Origin of the sequence: Rubrobacter taiwanensis (genome assembly GCF_004337705.1) — a bacterium.
In the GTDB taxonomy this organism is placed as follows: Bacteria; Actinomycetota; Rubrobacteria; order Rubrobacterales; family Rubrobacteraceae; genus Rubrobacter_C; species Rubrobacter_C taiwanensis.
On sequence record NZ_SKBU01000020.1, the window covers coordinates 49,816 to 65,914 of the forward strand.

The following is a 16,099-nucleotide window of genomic DNA, read 5'->3' on the forward strand; positions in this document are numbered from 1 at the left end:
TCCCGGAAGGGTCAATCCCTCAGCTCCCGCTCCACGTACTCGCGCAGACCGGAGGCGGGGACGCTTCGCGGTGGCCTTACCTCCGCGAACTCGTGGCGCCCGATGGCATTTTCGTACATCCAGCGCTCCTCGACCGGCTTCGAACGCTCCAGATCGTAGCCCGTCTCGGCGTAGACCGCCCGGAGCCCGCCGGATGCCGGCTCGACGATCAGAATGTTGTACCGCCCCGGCGAGTAAGCCCGGAGTCTCAGCGTAGAATCGCTCATGACGACCAGTTTATAAGATGACGCCGCCTCCCGCCCGGCGGAGCCCGACCACCCCCATGATAGAATTTGAGAGAGATGAAGGGTATTAGAAGCGAAAATAACACATCGGAAAGGAGTCGCTGTGTCAGATCCTATACCCAGAGAAGACAGAATTGAAGAGGATGAAACCCCTGCAAACACCGAAGAAACGCAGCCGAGTCTGCCGCCGGAGGGGTTTCCGGAGGAGCTCATACTCCGCCGTCTCGGGCGGCTAGACACCCGCCGGGCGCTGGCCGAGCTGTGCAAGAGCGTACCCGGGCTGGACGAGGTGTTGCTCCCTCCGGCCATCCGGGCCGACGCTCTGACGCGCAGGTCTGGGAGTCAGAAGATCATCAAGAGCATCGCCCGCCGGGTGCTGAACGAGCCTGCGGCGTGGAGGGCTTTCCGGACGGCTATTCACGAGCAGATCCCTTCCGAGACGCTGGCGGCCGTGGAGGATCTCTCCGAGGAGAAGCTGGAGGGGCTTGCACGAGCTCACACCACGGAGGGGCTCATCTACGCCGCCATCAGCGGTGAGGAGGAGGTCGACCCTGGGCTCATAGCCCGGCTCATAGAGATGTGGAAGGAGGAGAACCGGAAAGCTGAGCGGCAGGCGCACAGGGATGCCCGGCTGAGCGAGCTGGAGGGGGAGCTGGAGAAGCTCCGGCGTGAGAACGAGCGGTTGACGTTCGCGGCGCGGGCGGCCGACGAGCGGGCTGCATCCCTGCAGCGGGGTCTGGAGGAGCTTCAGAGCGAGCGCAACGACGTTCTCTCCAAGAGCCGCAAAGCTGAGGAGCGGATCGCGGCCGCCGAGGAGCTGCGGGAGCGGCTCCGCGGCCGGCTCTCCGAGCTGGAGGACGAGGTCGAGCATCTCAACCGGGTGCTGAAGCGGGAGCGTCAGCAGTATTCGGCCGCGGCCCGCCGGCTGGAGGAGATGCACGAAGAGCTGAACCGGGTCGTGCGGGAGCGGCGTGCGCTCGAGCAGGCCCGCTTCACGGACGAGAGCTTCGGCAACCTGCTGATGCGGGCCGTAAAGAACGAGATCCGGGCCATACCCGACACCCTGGAAGACGCGGCCCGGACGGCACGCCTGCTGGAGCTCATGAGCGAAGTGGTACGGGCCCGGGGAGAATTCGCCTCCGGAGGCAGCGGAGAGCCGTCCGGGCCGGATGAAGAGGTCGGGGAAGCACCGGCGGTCCGGGGAAAAGCGGCCGCCCCGGAGGTGAGCGTGGGGGCGAGGCCTACGCTCGCCTTCCGGGCGCTCGGAGGAGCGGGAGAGGTCGGCGGCAGCAGCCACTTTATAGACTTCGGCTCGACCCGCGTTCTCGTTGACGCGGGCATAAAGCCGGACGGGCGGGGCATCGTGGCTCCGGACTTCCGGGATCTGGGCGAACTGGACGCCGCGATAATAACCCACGCACACCTGGACCACTGCGGGGCGCTGCCGCTCCTGTGTCAGCAGCATCCGGAGCTTCCCATCTACTGCACGCCGCCGTCGGCCAGGCTCATCATCTCGGCGCTCAACGACCACGCGGCGATGGGCGGGTCGCTCTCGGGCGGGGCCTCCATCCGCCGGGTGCAGCAGCAGCTCAGGCCGGTACCGTTCGGGGAGCCGGTGAAGATCGGGGGTGCGGAGGTGACCCTCACGGAGAGCGGGCACATTCTGGGAGCGGCGAGCGTGCTGCTCAGGTCCGGGTCGGCGATGGCCTTTCACACCGGAGACATCTGTCTTGAGGATCACTTCTCCATCCCTTCGGCGCGCCTGCCGGAGGTAAAGAACATAGATCTGCTCATCATGGAGGCCACACTCGCCGACCGGCAGCACCAGCCGTTCTCCGAGTCCATCCGGAAGATGATCCGGGTCATAAACGAGGTCACGGGCCGGGGCGGCACGGTTCTCATCCCGACCTACGCGCTGGGTCAGGCGCAGGAGATCATCCTCGGACTCAAGCACCACAGCAGGGAGTTCGGCCTGGACAGCGAGGCTTTCATCTACGTGGACGGCTCGGTGGTGACCACCTCCGAGCGGCTCTACGCCGAACAGATCGGCTACCTGAAGCCGTACCTGCATCTCTCGGACCCGAGGGAGATCTTCTCCAGCGAGAACATTCGGGCCGTCTCCAACGATGACAGGGCCCGCGAACGCATCCTTGCCAATCCGTGCGCCATAATCGCATCGCCGGTCACCATGCAGGGCGGGGCCTCGGCCTTCTACCGGCGGCACCTGCAGAACGACCCGAAGAATGCCGTGATCCTGCCGTCCAACGCCGAGGCCTCTTACGGAGCGTTCCGGGCGGGTGAAGAGAGCGGCGCCGGATGGCAGGTGGAGCGCGTGAGCTTCGCGGCCCACTGCACGCAGGACGAGCTCGTGCAGATAACCGAGCGGCTCATGCCCCGGCAGGTGATCCTGGTCCACGGCTCGCGGCGCAGGATAAACGATCTGGCCCACCGGCTGGCACCGAACCACAAGATCTACACCCCGGCCGTGGGCGAGACCGTGCGCACGATACTGTAGTAGGGATGGCGGGCGTAATCCCGGAGGTAACCCGGCTGGAGGACCGCCGCCCGGAGCGTCCGGAGAGCGCGGCGGGGGCGGGGGATTTCTGGTACGAGCCGGAGATCTGGCAGCTCCCCCTCTCCCCCGCCGGCCGCGTGCTGTACGCCGCCCTGTGCTCGTTTCTGGGGCACGGGGAGATCAACCGCCAGGATCTGCGGGGCGCTCTTAAGGGCTCCACCGACGAGGAGATAGCGAACGCGCTGCAAGAGCTCGTCCGGCACAACCTGCTGGATCCCGTAGAGGGCGGGTACGCGGTCCGCTCGGTGCGGGAGTTCGCAGGCTAGCGCGGCCAGCGAAGGTCCGTAGGGGGTTTTGTGCCCCTCAGGTAATCCTCCGGCGGGAACTCCCCGTCCGTCCAGCGGCGCCCCGCTCCCTCCGTGAGCGCCGCGAGGTCTATGATCCGGCCCAGAATGCGCAGGCAGAAGCCTCTCATCACCTCGTCCGGATCGCCGAGGTGTCCCCGCGAGCGGATGACGAAGAGCCCGTCCGTCTTCCACACCCCGTCCCGGTAGACGGCGAAGATCTGGCACGGCCTCTCCCCCGCCGCGCTCGACCACCCGAGTACCCTGGCAGAGTAGCCGCCGGGATGCTCGGGCCAGCCGGAGAGCTCTTCGTGCATCAGGGTCTCCTCCGTTTCGGCCGCGGCCCCCGGAACGAGTCCGAAGAGGGCCGAGCTCTCCATCCCCGGCCGCACCGCAACCTCCACCCTCAGCGCGTCCCCGACGCGCTCAGTCCTCAGGCCGTCGAACCCCGCCCGGCGCGCCAGAGTGGCCGTATACTCCAGCCCGCCGAAGAGGCGTCCGGCGAACCGGCGGGCGGCGCGCTCCACCTCACCCACCAGCCGCACCGTCTCGTCGGCCGCCCGCCGGTAGCGCCGGAGCCGGGCCAGGGCGTTCTCCTCGAAGCTCGCCATCCTAGCTCCCCACCCACCGCTCAAGGGCGCGGTCGGCCGGTCCCGGCGCGAGCGTCGCCAGCGCGACGAAGAGGCGGTCGTAGAGCGTCACGTAGGCGTCCCGCTCCCGGCGCTCGATCGCGCGCACTATCCTTTCGGCCACCTTCTCCGGAGGAACTCCCCGCGGCCGCCAGCCCCTCTTCTCGTCCCCGGTGCGCAGGGAGTTCTCGGAGAATCGGGTGCGGGTGGTGCCGGGGTAGACGGTGGTGACCGCTATCCCCCGGCCGGCGAGCTCGACCCGCAGGGCGTCAGATACGGCGTTCAGGGCGAACTTGGCGGCGCAGTATCCACCCCGCTTGGGGATCGAGCGCTTCCCGATCACGGACGAGACGTTTACTATGCTGCCGCCCGGGCGCATGTGCGGCAGCGCGGCCTGGATGCAGCTCACCGCCCCGAAGAGGTTCACGTCGAAGACGTAGCGGAGGTCCTCCATCCGCAGCTCGCCGATCCTGCCCGAGAGCCCCACCCCGGCGTTGTTTACGAGGATGTCCAGCCGCCCGAACCGCTCCACCGTCCTCTCCGCCAGCTCCCGGGCCGCTCCCGCGCGGGAGAGGTCCGCCGGAACCACCAGCGCCTCGCCGCCCGCGGCCAGAACCTCGCGCTCCGCAAATCGGAGCCTCTCCTCGTCGCGTGCGGAGAGGACCACCGCCGCGCCCCGGCGGGAGAGGGCGAGCGCCGTCGCCTCCCCGATCCCGCTCGAAGCCCCCGTGATGACCGCCACCCTGCCTCTGAAGCCGCTCTCCGTCACAACCGTCCATGATAGCAAGCCGGGACCGCCTGAAGGAGCGCCATACTTTACACTTACGGGCGTGGAGGCGAAGAAGATACTCGTCGGGGTGACGGGCGGTATAGCCGCCTACAAGGCTCCGAACGTCATCCGGCGGCTGCGCGAACGGGGATGCGGGGTGAAGGTGATCGCCACAGAGGCCGCCCTCCGCTTCATACCCGAGGAGACCCTCGCGATAGCGGCCGGAGGGCCCATCCACACCGAGCGCACCTGGTGGGAGGAGTCCGGCAGGATCGAGCACATCACCCTGGCACGCTGGGCGGACTTGCTGCTCGTCGCCCCGGCGACCGCGGACGCGCTGGCGCGGGCCGCGATCGGGCTCGGAGACGACCTGCTCTCCGCGACCATCCTGGCCGGGGTCAGAAAGGTGCTCTGGGCCCCGGCGATGAACACCGAGATGTGGTTCCACCCCGCGACCCGGCGCAACCTGAAGACCCTGAAGTCCTGGGGCCATCAGTTCGTCGGCCCGGCCGAGGGCGCGCTGGCTTCGGAAGAAGAAGGCACCGGTCCGGGGCGTCTGGCAGCGGAAGAAGAGATTTTGGAAGCGGTAAAGAGAGCCCTGGCCTCCTGAACTGGCCGGACGCCCGCCCGCAGTGGTACAATAGAGGCCGGTTGCGGACGTAGCTCAGTTGGTAGAGCGCCAGCTTCCCAAGCTGGAGGTCGCGGGTTCGAAGCCCGTCGTCCGCTCTCTTTTCTTGCTGAGGCCCTCTACTCTCCGTTCCTGCGGCCCCGGATCTTGCGCATCAACCACTTGGCCGGGTCGTAGTAATCCCCGACGACCCGTTCCTTGAGCGGGATGATGGAGTTGTCCGTGATGTTGATGTGCTCCGGGCAGACCTCGGTACAGCACTTGGTGATGTTGCAGAATCCAATGCCGCCCCGGCCCTCCTTGAGGTACTCCGTCCGGTGGCCGGTGTCCATCGGGTGCATCTCGAGGCTCTGGATCTTGGCGAAGAACCGCGGGCCGGCGAACGCCGGGTGCTTGTGATGGCTGCGCAGCACGTGGCACACGTCCTGGCAGAGGAAGCACTCGATGCACCGCTTGGGCTCATATAGCCTCTCTACGTCCTCCTCGTACATGGTGAACGGGGCCTTCTCCGCCGGCTTGAACTCCGGTATGGAGCGGGCGACCTCGTAGTTCCAGGAGACGTCGGTGACGAGGTCCTTGATCAGGGGGAACGCCCGCATGGGGCTCACCCTTATCTCCTCGCCCTCGTAGTCGTCCACCCGGGTCTTACACAGCAGCTTGGGCCGGCCGTTCACCTCGCCGCCGCAGGAGCCGCAGTGCGCGGCCTTGCAATTCCAGCGTACGGCCAGATCGGGGGAGATGTGAGCCTGGACGTAGAGGACGGCGTCCAGTACCACCATTCCCTCCACCAGCGGTACATCGTACTCCACGAACTCACCGCCCTCGGCGTCGCCCCGGTAGATGTTTATCCTCACCGTCTTCTGCGTCTCGGGGCTCGCGCCCCGGTGCTGGCTGCTCTCCATTCAGTCCTCCTCAAAAAGCCGGGAGAGATGTTCCGGCATGGGCTCTATCTCACGGGTCGTGATCTCGACCTCTCCGTCGCTCCCCTTGCGGGCGACGAAGTTCACCTTTCCGAGCTCCTCGTCCAGCCCCTCATGATCCAGCCGCCACTGCGCCCCGCGCTGCTCGCGGCGCTCCAGCGCGGACATGAGGATGATCTCCGAAACCTGGAGCATGAAGTGGATGTCCAGCGCGGTGTGCCAGCCGGGGTTGTACATCCGCGAACCCTCGATGCGTACCCCCGGCGCGCGCTCCTTGAGCGCCCGCACCTTTTCCAGCCCCTCCCGGAGCGACTCCTCGGTGCGCATGATGCTGGCGTGCTCCTGCATGATCTCCTGCAGCTCGGACTGGATGGCGTACGGGCTCTCGCCGCCCTCCGGGTTCTCGAAGGGCCTTAAGACCCGCTCCTTCTCCTGCCGGATCTGGTCCTCGTCCACCTCCAGCGAGTAGCCGTTGGCCTTGACGTACTCCGAGGCCCCGATCCCGGCCCGCCGGCCGAAGACGAGCAGGTCCGAGAGCGAGTTCCCGCCGAGCCGGTTGGCCCCGTGCAGCCCGCCGGCGACCTCACCGGCGGCGAAGAGCCCGGGAACCGTGGTCGCCCCGGTCTCGGCCTCCACCCGGACCCCGCCCATCGTGTAGTGGATGGTCGGGTAGACCTCCATCGGCTCCCTGGTTATGTCCACGTCCGCCAGCTTGAGGAACTGCTCGTACATGGTGGGGAGCTTCTTCTTTATCTTCTCGGGCCCCAGATGTGTTATGTCCAGATAGACGCCGCCGTGCTCGCTGCCGCGGCCCTGCTCGACCTCGGTGTAGTTGGCGCGGGCCACGACGTCGCGCGAGGAGAGCTCCATCTTCTCGGGGTCGTAGCGCTCCATGTAGCGCTCGCCCCTGGAGTTCTTGAGAATCCCGCCCTCGCCGCGAACCCCCTCGGTGACGAGTATGCCCCGCACCCCGGGCGGCCATACCATGCCCGTGGGGTGGAACTGCACCATCTCCATGTCCACAAGCTCGGCTCCGGCCTCGTAGGCCAGTATCACGCCGTCGCCGGTCCCCTCCCAGGAGTTGGAGGTCACCTTGTAGATCCGGCCCCACCCCCCGGTGGCCATGATCACGGCCGGGGCCTTGAAGTGAACGAAGCGCCCGGTCTCCCGCACGTAGCCGAGAGCCCCGACCACCCGCTCGCCGTCCTTCAGGAGCCTCGTGATTGTGGTCTCCATGTAGACCTCAGCCCCGGTGTGCAGCACCTTGTCTTGCAGCGTCCGGATCAGCTCCAGCCCCGTGCGGTCCCCGACGTGACAGAGCCGGCGGTAGGTGTGCGCGCCGAACGGACGCTGCATGATCCTGCCGTCCGGCGTGCGGTCGAAGAGACCGCCCCACTCCTCAAGCTCGTAGACCCGGTCGGGAGCCTCCTTGGCGAATATCTCAGCCATCCGCCAGTTGTTGATGAACTTCCCGCTCTTCATCGTGTCCTTGAAGTGGGTCTCCCAGCTGTCGTCCGGGTCCACGTTACCCATGGCCGCCGCGATCCCACCCTCGGCCATGATCGTGTGCGCCTTGCCCAGCAGCGACTTGCAGACGATCCCGACCGAAAGCCCCCGCTCGGCAGCCTCGATCGCCGCCCGCAGACCGGCCCCGCCGGCCCCGATCACCAGGATGTCGTGCTCAACCGTGTCGTGCCTCTCCATGCTCAAAACCTCAGATCCGGAAGAGTATCGGGTCGCTTATGATCTGGGCTATGACCAACCTCAGGTAGATGTCCGCGAACACCACCGAGAACAGGCTGGCCCAGGCCCAGGTCGCGTGCCGGGCGTTCAGCTTGCTGACCCCCTTGTAGAGCTTGCGCAGCGCACCGCCGCCCTTAAAGCAAGAGTAGCAATCCAGCCGGCCTCCGATCAGATGCCTGAATGAGTGACAGCCGAAGGTGTATCCGCCGAGCAGGATCGCGTTGATCAGCAGGATCAGAGCCCCCAGCGGCAGCGCGAACCCGCCATCCACCGGGAACATCGCCAAGACCGCCTCTATGGCGAGAAACGTGACGATTATGATCGAACCGTAGAAGAAGTAGCGGTGAATGTTGTTGAAGATCCAGGGCGCGGCCCGCTCGCCCCGGTAGCTCTCGGGCTCGCGGGGCTCCTTTCTCTGAGCATCGTCCGAGCATGCCGGAGGGTCCCAGAAGAAGGCCCGGTAGTATGCCTTGCGGTAGTAGTAGCAGGTTGCCCGGAAGCCGAGCGGAATCCACAGGATGAAGACCGCCGGCGAGAGCCACTCCCACGGGCTGGGTATGTAGGGCGAGTAGAAGGGTGACAGGTAGTTTATACCTTCAGGGGTCTGGTACGTCGCAGCGTGCGACTGAAAGAACACCACCCACAGCGAGTAGAAGGTGAACAGCGTGAGCGCCGTGACGATGGCTATCGGACCGGCCCACCACGGCAACCGCCGGTTGATGGCCGATGTGATGGCTGCCAGACTCAAACCGGATCACGCTCCCTCGATGCCTCTCCCATAGAACGCACCTCTCTCCCTCGGGGAAGATTCCTCGACGATAGTGAAGAATAAACCACCCGCACCCCTAACGCTGTGAAAAGTTTCTGCGGAGCCCTCTCAAAAGAGAAAGCGCCCGGCCGCCCCGTAAGCCGGATTCTGTTCTATCCCGCCATCCATCTCCGGGAGGCCGTCCCCCCGGGCCTCTCTGAGAGAGGCCGCGCCTACCAGTCCGGAATCTTCCGGACAATTTGGCTTGCTCGCACCGGTAGTTTACCTGGCCGGTCCCTCACGGGATACCGCCGGTGGGCTCTTACCCCACCCTTTCACCCATCACCTGTGCCCAGGGAAACTCCCCCGGGCCATCGGCTGGTCTACTCTCTGTTGCACTTGACGTGGCGGCGGGCTTGCGCCACACCGCCCCTCAGGTTGTTAGCCTGAGCGGCCTTTCCGGACCCGGATGTCTCCACCCGGGCCCTCGCGAGTCCGGACTTTCCTCTGCACCCGCCGGAGGCGGGCACAGCGGCGGGCCGGACGGCCGGGCGTTTTCCATCCCCTGATTATACCGCGCGATCTACTTGCGGCGGAGTAAGACGATGCGTCTTGGGGTTACGTGAACCTCCACCTCCCGCACCCTCTCCCAGCGGCGAGTCCAGTAAGGATCCTCCTGCACCTCGGGATCGAACCACACCCCCCACCGCCCCTCCTCACAGTCCAGAACCCCCTCGTAGGAACTGTACTCCTTCGGATCGTGCAGCGCCGAACCGGCATCCCTGCGGTAGATCCCATTGCGCGACCGGAAAGACTGCACAGAGGACGCACTCGTCCCCAACGCACTGGCTATCCACTCGTCGCTCTTCCCCTCCTCTACCCAGCGCCGGATGTCGTCTACGAACTTCCTGAGCGAAACCCTCTGGTTTATTCCCATAACCCTTCCACTTTCCACTAGCCTTACATCGCAGTATATCCGGTCGCGGGGGTGATTTACAGGGCCGGGCGTAGATTTTGTCAGACAGGCATTATCTGGTATACATCTTGCGTGACATGGAGACGCTGATAGACATTCTAACGGAGATACTGCGGCTGATACCTTTAATTCTGGCGTACTACATACCGGCGTTGCTGGCCTTCATCATCTGGCGGGAGCGCAGTCCTAACTACCGGATGAAGGCGGGTCTGATACTGGCTGTGGGGTTCGGGTTCATCATCTTCGTGAAGCTGCTCTTCCAGCCCGGCACACAGCTTGCGGCGCTGGCGCTGGTCTCCTCCGTTCAGATAGCGGCGGCGATGCTCTTCGCCTACCTGACGGTTTACCGGCTGGCCGATTAGGGGTTCAGGGCCTCTTTCACGGCCTTCTGCCGCCGGTCCAGGCGGTAGAGCGTGATATCTGCTTTGGCTCCCTTGTAGGGCTTCTTGCGGGCCGGTTTGAGGTAGCCCTGCCGGAGCATGGCGTCTAGGACGCTGCGGATCTCCTCCCGCGAGAGCTCCAGCTCGCCGCGTTCGGTACGCTCGCGGATACTGCTGAAGATGTTCACGAAGGAGGCCGGGGTCTCCAGGTCGGCCACGCTCTTGCACACGATGCCGAACTCGTAGGGCGTGAGGTCGCTCAGCTCGAGCTCTCCGTTCGGTGAGGCGGGGGCCTCGGCGGACCTCTCCTTCCCGTTCCTCTTTGCGGGAGTCTTCTTCGGTTCCGCGGCGGGTCCGGGCTCTTCGGCCGGCGGGATCTTCTCGTCCGGCAGGTAGACGTGCAGTTCCAGGTCTTCGTCTACGGTATTGACCAGCCCCCGCTTTTCGGCTTCGACCACGAAGTCCTTGAACTTCTTGAAGCCGTGGTCGCGTTCGTCGAACGAGCCGAGCTGCACGATCATCTGCTGCTTGACCTGCCCCAGCACCCGGGTCTTGTCGCCCTTCTTGAGGGTTCTGACGGCGCGCACCAGTTCCTCGTACGGGTCCACCGCTTTCCTGGGCTTCTCGTCCCGAGCCGCGCGCTCCTCCTCCAGCAGCGAGGCGTAGGAGATGAACCGGTCGGCGGACTCGATGAGGTGGTAGGAGGTCGCCTCGGAGACCCCGATAACGACCACCTGCTTGCCCCGGCTCCTCAGCAGGTTCACAAGGGGTATGAAGTCCCCGTCGCCGGTCACCAGCACGTAGGTGTTCACCTGCGGGTGGTTGTGCAGGAAGTCCGAGCACTCCACCGCCAGCATCACATCTATGGAGTTGGTACGGCGCTTAGAGGCCCGGCCGCCCGGGAAGTACCGGGCGGAGATATAGCGCGGGGCTATGCCGTTGGAGTACAGGGTCGGTGGCGCCTCGCGGAAATCTCCGTCGGTCCAGTCGGCGTAGGCGGTAGCCGCCACGATGCGGCCGAACTCCCGGCTCTTCTCCAGAATCGCCGAGACGTTCGGCTTCGCCCCGTACTCATTCACCGTGGAGATGTAGATGTTCTCCCAGTCTATAAAGATCGCCAGGTCTTCGGAAAGGTTCTCTTTAGCCATCTCTTCTTCGTCTCTATACGTTGTAGCGCTCCCGGATCCAGACCGCCGTCTGGGAGACGGTGCTGTCCTCCAGCACGGCCTCGACCCAGAGCACCCGCTCCTCGGCGGCGAAGTCTTCGGGAACGTCAAACTCGGCTATTATGGTCTGCGACTCGCTCTCGTCGAACCAGAGGGCATACTCCTCGGACTCCTGCAGGACCTGGCCGTCCTCGTCGGAGACCAGCACGGAGGCCGGCCAGGGCCGGTCGCCCGCGTGCTCGCAGCCCTCGAACTTGGCGTAGACCACGAAGGAGGCGGGACTCCGGGGCTCGACCTTCAGCTCCTCCAGGATGCCGAAGAGCGTGATCTTGCCCTCTACCTCCGCGTAGCCCTCGGCTATCACGAGAGCCGTGCAGTCAACTACGCCTTCGCAAGAGTTGTGATCCACGGCCTACCCCTTCTGATTACGCTTGCCGTCGCCGTTGGCGATTCCCTCGATGGCCAGCTCGTCCCCCTGGTTGGCCCGGTTTTCGACTATGTTGCCTGAGGATACCACCTTGGCCAGCGCGCTGACAGAGTCGCCGACGCGCAGGTTCATCACGCGCACGCCCTGCGCGCCGCGGCCCTGCTGCGAGACCGAGCCGGAGTCGATGCGTATCGTGGTCCCCTGGTTGGAGACGATGACCAGATCGTGCATCCCCGGCTTCACCACCCGCACCCCGGCGATCCGGCCGCGCTCCTCGCCGGTCTTCATGGCGATGACCCCCTGACCTCCCCGGCCCTGCGCCCGGAACTGGGAGAGCGGGGTGCGCTTGCCGTAGCCCTTCTCGGTGATCATGAAGAGATCCGCCGCGTCGTCCGAGACCACGTCCATCGAGAGCACCGAGTCGCCCTCCCTGAGCGTGATGCCCTTGACGCCGGCGGTGGCGCGCCCCATGGCCCGCACGTCGCTCTGGCGGAACCGGAGGCCCTTGCCGCCCCGGGTCACCAGTATCACCTCGTCCCCCTCGGAGGCGTGCCGCACGTCTATGAGCTCGTCGTCGCCGGCGAGGTTGATGGCGATGATGCCCTCGTTCTTCAGCGGCGTGTTGTACTCGGAGAAGAGCGTCTTCTTCACCACTCCGTTCCTGGTGGCGAAGAGCAGGTACTCGGCCTCGTCGAACGCTCTGGTCGCGATCACGGCCGCGATGCGCTCATCCTGCGCGAGCGGGAGCAGGTTCGCTACGTGGCGGCCCCGGGCCGTGCGGCCCATGCGCGGGAGCTGGTGCACCTTGAGGCGGTAGACCTTGCCCTTGTTGGTGAAGAAGAGCATGTAGTGGTGGGTCGTGGTGATAAAGAGGTGCTCTATGTAATCGCCCTCCTTGAGCTCCATGCCGTTCACCCCGACCCCGCCGCGGCCCTGCTTCCGGAAGGAGCTGACGGGTACGCTCTTGAGGTAGCCGCCGCCGGTGATGGAGATGACCACCTCCTCCTCGGCGATCAGATCCTCCACCTCGAAGTCCGCACCCTCCTCGGAGGCTATCTGGGTCCGGCGCTCGTCGGCGTAGGCGGCCTTGATCTCCAGCAGCTCCTCCCGGATGATCTCGTACACCTTCCGTTCGTCGGCGAGCACGCCCTCCAGGTACTCGATCTTCTCCAGAAGGTCTCTGTGCTCGCGCTCGACCTTCTGCCGCTCCATGGCGGTCAGCCGCTGCAGCCTGAGGTCCAGGATCGCCTGCGCCTGACGCTCGGAGAGCCTGAACTTCCTCATCAGGTTCGTGCGCGCCGTCTCGACGCTGCGCGAGCGGCGGATGGTCTCCACCACCTCGTCCAGATTGGCCAGCGCGATCATGAGGCCCTCAAGAATGTGCGCCCGCGCCCGCGTCCGCTCCAGCTCGTAGCGCGTCCGGCGCGTTATGACCTCGAACTGATGGTCGATGTAATGCCGGAGAGCCTGCTTGTACGAGAGCGTCCGCGGTACGCCGTCCACCAGCGCGACCATATTCACACCGAAGCTCTGCTGCAGCTGGGTATGCTTGTACAGGTTGTTTAGAACGACCTTCGGGACAGCCTCACGCTTGAGCTCGATAACGATGCGCATCCCGGTCCGGTCGGACTCGTCCCGGAGATCCGAGATGTCCCTGATCTTCCGCTCCTTGACCAGCTCGGCGATCTTCTGCAGCAGGTGGCTCTTGTTGACCTGGTAGGGGATCTCGGTGATCACGATCTGGGTCTTGTTGCCCTTGATCTGCTCGGTGTGCGCCCTGGCCTGGACCCGGATGGAGCCGCGCCCCGTCCGGATGGCGTTCCTTATCCCCCGCCGCCCAACGATTATGCCGCCGGTCGGGAAGTCCGGACCCTTGATGTACCGCTCCAGCTCCTCGTCCCCGAGATCGGGATCCTCGATCAGGGCCACCGTGGCGTCGATAACCTCGCCCAGGTTGTGGGGCGGGATCTTGGTCGCCATCCCGACCGCGATCCCGTCCGCCCCGTTCACCAGCAGGTTCGGGAAGCGCGCCGGCAGCACCTCGGGCTCCCGCTTGCTCTCGTCGAAGTTCGGGACGAAATTCACCGTATCCGAGTTGATGTCCCGCAGCATCTCGGTCGCGATGCGGGTCATGCGTGCCTCGGTGTAGCGCATGGCCGCCGCCGGGTCGCCGTCTATGGAACCGAAGTTCCCCTGCCCGTCCACGAGCGGGTGACGCATCGCGAACTCCTGCGCGAGCCGCACCAGCGTGTCGTAGACGGCCGCATCCCCGTGCGGATGGTAGTTACCGATGACCTCGCCGACGACCGTCGCGCTCTTGCGGTACGGCCGGTTGGGCTGCAGCCCGAGGTCGTGCATGGCGTACAGTACCCGCCGGTGAACGGGTTTGAGACCGTCCCGTACGTCCGGCAGCGCCCGCGAGACGATCACGCTCATCGCGTAGGAGAGGAAGGAGTCCTTTATCTCCTCTTCTATGGAGTGGGGCTGAATGTTTCCCGAGAACGTATCAAGCATCTATGTTCTTCACCTCTTTGGCGTTGGCCTCGATGAACTCCCGGCGGGGCTCCACCTTGTCCCCCATCAGGGCCGTGAACAGCTCGTCGGCGACCGCCGCCGACTCTATCCCGACCTGCAGCAGCGTCCGCTTCTCCGGGTCCATGGTGGTCTCCCAGAGCTGCTGGGCGTTCATCTCCCCAAGCCCCTTGAAGCGGGATATGGTGGCCGCACCATCGGCCCCGAGCCTGCTTAGGATCTCCCGCAGCTCGGCGTCGGTGTAGGCATAGTAGTCCCGGCGCTGGTAGGTGATCTTGTACAGCGGCGGCAGCGCTATGTAGACGTAGCCGGCCTCGATCAGCTCCGGCATGTTCCGGAACAGGAACGTCAGGACCAGCGTCCGGATGTGGCTGCCGTCCACGTCGGCGTCGGTCATGATCACGATCTTGTTGTACCGGGCCTCCTCGATGTTGAAGCTCTCCCCCACCCCGGCCCCGATGGCGCTGATCATGGCCTGTATCTCGGCGTTGGAGAGAACCTTGTTCAGGTTCGCCTTCTCGACGTTGAGTATCTTGCCCCGCAGCGGCAAAATGGCCTGGAAGTTCCGGTCCCGGCCCTGCTTGGCGCTCCCGCCCGCCGAATCTCCCTCCACGATGAACAGCTCGCTGCGCGCCGGGTCCCGGGAAGTGCAGTCGGCGAGCTTGCCGGGCAGCGTGGAGCTCTCCAGATACCCCTTGCGGATGGCGTTGCGCGCTTTGCGCGCCGCCATCCTCGCCCGCGCGGCGTTGAGCGCCTTGTTGACGATTGCCTTGGCCTGCCCCGGGTTCTCCTCCAGAAACTCGGCCAGGAAGCGGTTCGTCGCACTCTCGACGAGACCCTTGATCTCGGTGTTCCCGAGCTTGGTCTTGGTCTGCCCCTCGAACTGCGGCTCCTTGAGCTTCACCGAGATGACGGCCGCCAGCCCCTCCCGGATGTCGTCGCCGGTCAGGTTCTCCTCCTTCTCCTTGAGAAGCCCCTTCTGCCGCGCGTAGTCGTTGATCGTGCGCGTCAGGGCAGACCGGAACCCCGAGAGGTGCGTCCCTCCCTCATGCGTGTTGATGTTGTTGGCGAAGGTGAAGACGTTGTCCTGGTAGCCGCTGTTCCACTGCAGGGCGACCTCCACGTGACCGGCCTCCTCCTCGCGCTCGAAGTAAAAGACGGTCTTGTGGATCGGGTCCTTGGCCTCGTTGATGTGGGCGACGAAGTCCCGGATGCCGCCCCTGTACCGGTACTCGACCGTCCGGGGCTCCTCACCACGCTCGTCGGTGAGCCGGATCTTGAGCCCCCGGTTCAAAAACGCCGACTCCCTGAACCACCGCGAGAGCGTGTCGAAGGAGAACTCCTGCGTCTCGGTGAAGACCTCCGAGTCCGGCTTGAACCGGATGGTAGTGCCCGTGCCCTCCCTCTTCTTGAGCTTCGCGCCCCGCTTCAGCTCACCCTGCGGGAATCCGCGCTCGTAGCGCTGGGTCCATACGTACCCCTCGCGCTTTATCTCCAGCTCCAGCCACTCCGAGAGCGCGTTGACAACCGAAGCACCCACGCCGTGCAGACCGCCCGAAACCTTGTACCCCTGGCCGTCGAACTTCCCGCCGGCGTGCAGGGTGGTCATGATGACCTCCGCGGCGGACTTGCCGTACTTCTGCATCCTGCCGACCGGCATGCCGCGCCCGTCATCCGCAACGGAGATGGAACCGTCCCCGTGAATGGTGACGCCTATCTCCGTGCAGTAACCGGCTAGCGCTTCGTCTATGGAGTTGTCTACGATCTCCCTTACGAGATGATGTAGACCCCGCGGACCCGTGGACCCGATGTACATTCCCGGGCGACGCTTGACCGCCTCGAGCCCCTCGAGGACTTGTATGGAACTGGCATCGTACGTGCTCTCGGCAGCACCGGATCCGGTCCTAGCAGCCAAAGCGAAAGACCTCCCTCGTGATATAACCTCTGAAGTTGCCTATTCTCAGCCGGGAATCGCCAGATATTTTGCTCAATGGTGGCACCCGTAGATTTTAACACAAAAAGCTACTTCTTCCCAGAA

The 16,099-nt window shown here is 65.2% G+C and carries 15 protein-coding genes, 1 tRNA gene and 1 other RNA gene; 5 read left to right on the plus strand and 12 right to left on the minus strand.

Annotated features, from left to right (window positions below; translation table 11 throughout):
* Positions 1-11: 11 nt before the first annotated feature.
* The gene (locus E0L93_RS11595) at positions 12-266 is read right to left on the minus strand and encodes a hypothetical protein (RefSeq protein ID WP_132692088.1); all 255 of its coding nucleotides are present in this window, start codon (positions 264-266) and stop codon (positions 12-14) included.
* Positions 267-387: 121 nt separating this feature from the next.
* On the opposite strand from E0L93_RS11595, the gene E0L93_RS11600 reads away from it, so the two are divergent.
* Positions 388-2,799: an MBL fold metallo-hydrolase gene (locus tag E0L93_RS11600; protein WP_132692090.1), complete on the plus strand. Its 2,412-nt coding sequence runs from the start codon at positions 388-390 to the stop codon at positions 2,797-2,799.
* 5 nt (positions 2,800-2,804) lie between these two features.
* Entirely contained in the window at positions 2,805-3,125 is a 321-nt protein-coding gene (locus E0L93_RS11605) for a hypothetical protein (RefSeq protein ID WP_132692092.1), read from the plus strand.
* On the opposite strand, the gene E0L93_RS11610 is transcribed toward E0L93_RS11605, so the two are convergent.
* Positions 3,122-3,754 (minus strand): hypothetical protein, encoded by a 633-nt coding sequence (locus tag E0L93_RS11610; RefSeq protein WP_132692094.1) that lies wholly within the window; start codon positions 3,752-3,754, stop codon positions 3,122-3,124. The two genes, E0L93_RS11605 and E0L93_RS11610, sit on opposite strands and share 4 nt — an antisense overlap.
* 1 nt (position 3,755) lies before the next feature.
* Positions 3,756-4,514, minus strand: a complete 759-nt coding sequence (locus E0L93_RS11615) for an SDR family oxidoreductase (RefSeq protein WP_207890454.1) — start codon at positions 4,512-4,514, stop codon at positions 3,756-3,758.
* Between E0L93_RS11615 and E0L93_RS11620 the strand changes: the two genes are divergently transcribed.
* Positions 4,504-5,151: a flavoprotein gene (locus E0L93_RS11620; protein WP_132692098.1), complete on the plus strand. Its 648-nt coding sequence runs from the start codon at positions 4,504-4,506 to the stop codon at positions 5,149-5,151. The genes E0L93_RS11615 and E0L93_RS11620 overlap by 11 nt on opposite strands.
* A 43-nt stretch (positions 5,152-5,194) precedes the next feature.
* A tRNA-Gly gene (locus tag E0L93_RS11625) sits at positions 5,195-5,267 on the plus strand.
* Between the two features lie 21 nt (positions 5,268-5,288).
* Here the strand turns inward: E0L93_RS11625 and E0L93_RS11630 are convergent.
* The 5 genes from E0L93_RS11630 to E0L93_RS11650 all read right to left on the minus strand — a co-directional run bounded on the left by E0L93_RS11630 (position 5,289) and on the right by E0L93_RS11650 (position 9,517).
* Positions 5,289-6,071, minus strand: a complete 783-nt coding sequence (locus E0L93_RS11630) for a succinate dehydrogenase/fumarate reductase iron-sulfur subunit (protein ID WP_132692100.1) — start codon at positions 6,069-6,071, stop codon at positions 5,289-5,291.
* Positions 6,072-7,793: an FAD-dependent oxidoreductase gene (locus E0L93_RS11635; protein ID WP_207890463.1), complete on the minus strand. Its 1,722-nt coding sequence runs from the start codon at positions 7,791-7,793 to the stop codon at positions 6,072-6,074. It lies immediately after the preceding gene.
* Positions 7,794-7,803: 10 nt separating this feature from the next.
* Complete coding sequence (locus E0L93_RS11640) at positions 7,804-8,580, minus strand: succinate dehydrogenase (RefSeq protein ID WP_132692104.1); 777 nt, start codon at positions 8,578-8,580, stop codon at positions 7,804-7,806.
* A gap of 141 nt (positions 8,581-8,721) precedes the next feature.
* Positions 8,722-9,131: RNase P RNA component class A (gene rnpB / locus E0L93_RS11645), an RNA gene on the minus strand.
* A 32-nt stretch (positions 9,132-9,163) separates the two neighbouring features.
* A complete protein-coding gene (locus tag E0L93_RS11650) occupies positions 9,164-9,517 on the minus strand; it encodes a hypothetical protein (protein WP_132692106.1) in 354 nt (117 codons plus the stop codon).
* 107 nt (positions 9,518-9,624) lie between these two features.
* Here E0L93_RS11650 and E0L93_RS11655 point away from each other — a divergent pair, with 107 nt between their 5' ends.
* Positions 9,625-9,918, plus strand: a complete 294-nt coding sequence (locus E0L93_RS11655) for a hypothetical protein (RefSeq protein ID WP_132692108.1) — start codon at positions 9,625-9,627, stop codon at positions 9,916-9,918.
* On the opposite strand, the gene E0L93_RS11660 is transcribed toward E0L93_RS11655, so the two are convergent.
* From E0L93_RS11660 to gyrB, 4 genes are read right to left on the minus strand one after another with little or no spacing between them, the layout of a single operon-like run.
* Entirely contained in the window at positions 9,915-11,084 is a 1,170-nt protein-coding gene (locus E0L93_RS11660) for an NYN domain-containing protein (RefSeq protein WP_132692110.1), read from the minus strand. The genes E0L93_RS11655 and E0L93_RS11660 overlap by 4 nt on opposite strands.
* Before the next feature lie 13 nt (positions 11,085-11,097).
* On the minus strand, positions 11,098-11,511 hold the full coding sequence (locus E0L93_RS11665) for a hypothetical protein (protein ID WP_132692112.1): 414 nt from the start codon (positions 11,509-11,511) through the stop codon (positions 11,098-11,100).
* Positions 11,512-11,514: 3 nt separating this feature from the next.
* A complete protein-coding gene (gene gyrA, locus E0L93_RS11670) occupies positions 11,515-14,043 on the minus strand; it encodes a DNA gyrase subunit A (protein ID WP_132692114.1) in 2,529 nt (842 codons plus the stop codon).
* Positions 14,036-15,976 carry a DNA topoisomerase (ATP-hydrolyzing) subunit B gene (gene gyrB / locus E0L93_RS11675; protein ID WP_132692116.1) on the minus strand — a complete coding sequence of 647 codons (1,941 nt, stop codon included), beginning with the start codon at positions 15,974-15,976 and terminating at the stop codon, positions 14,036-14,038. The genes gyrA and gyrB overlap by 8 nt, the downstream gene beginning before the upstream one ends.
* Between the last annotated feature and the right edge of the window lie 123 nt (positions 15,977-16,099).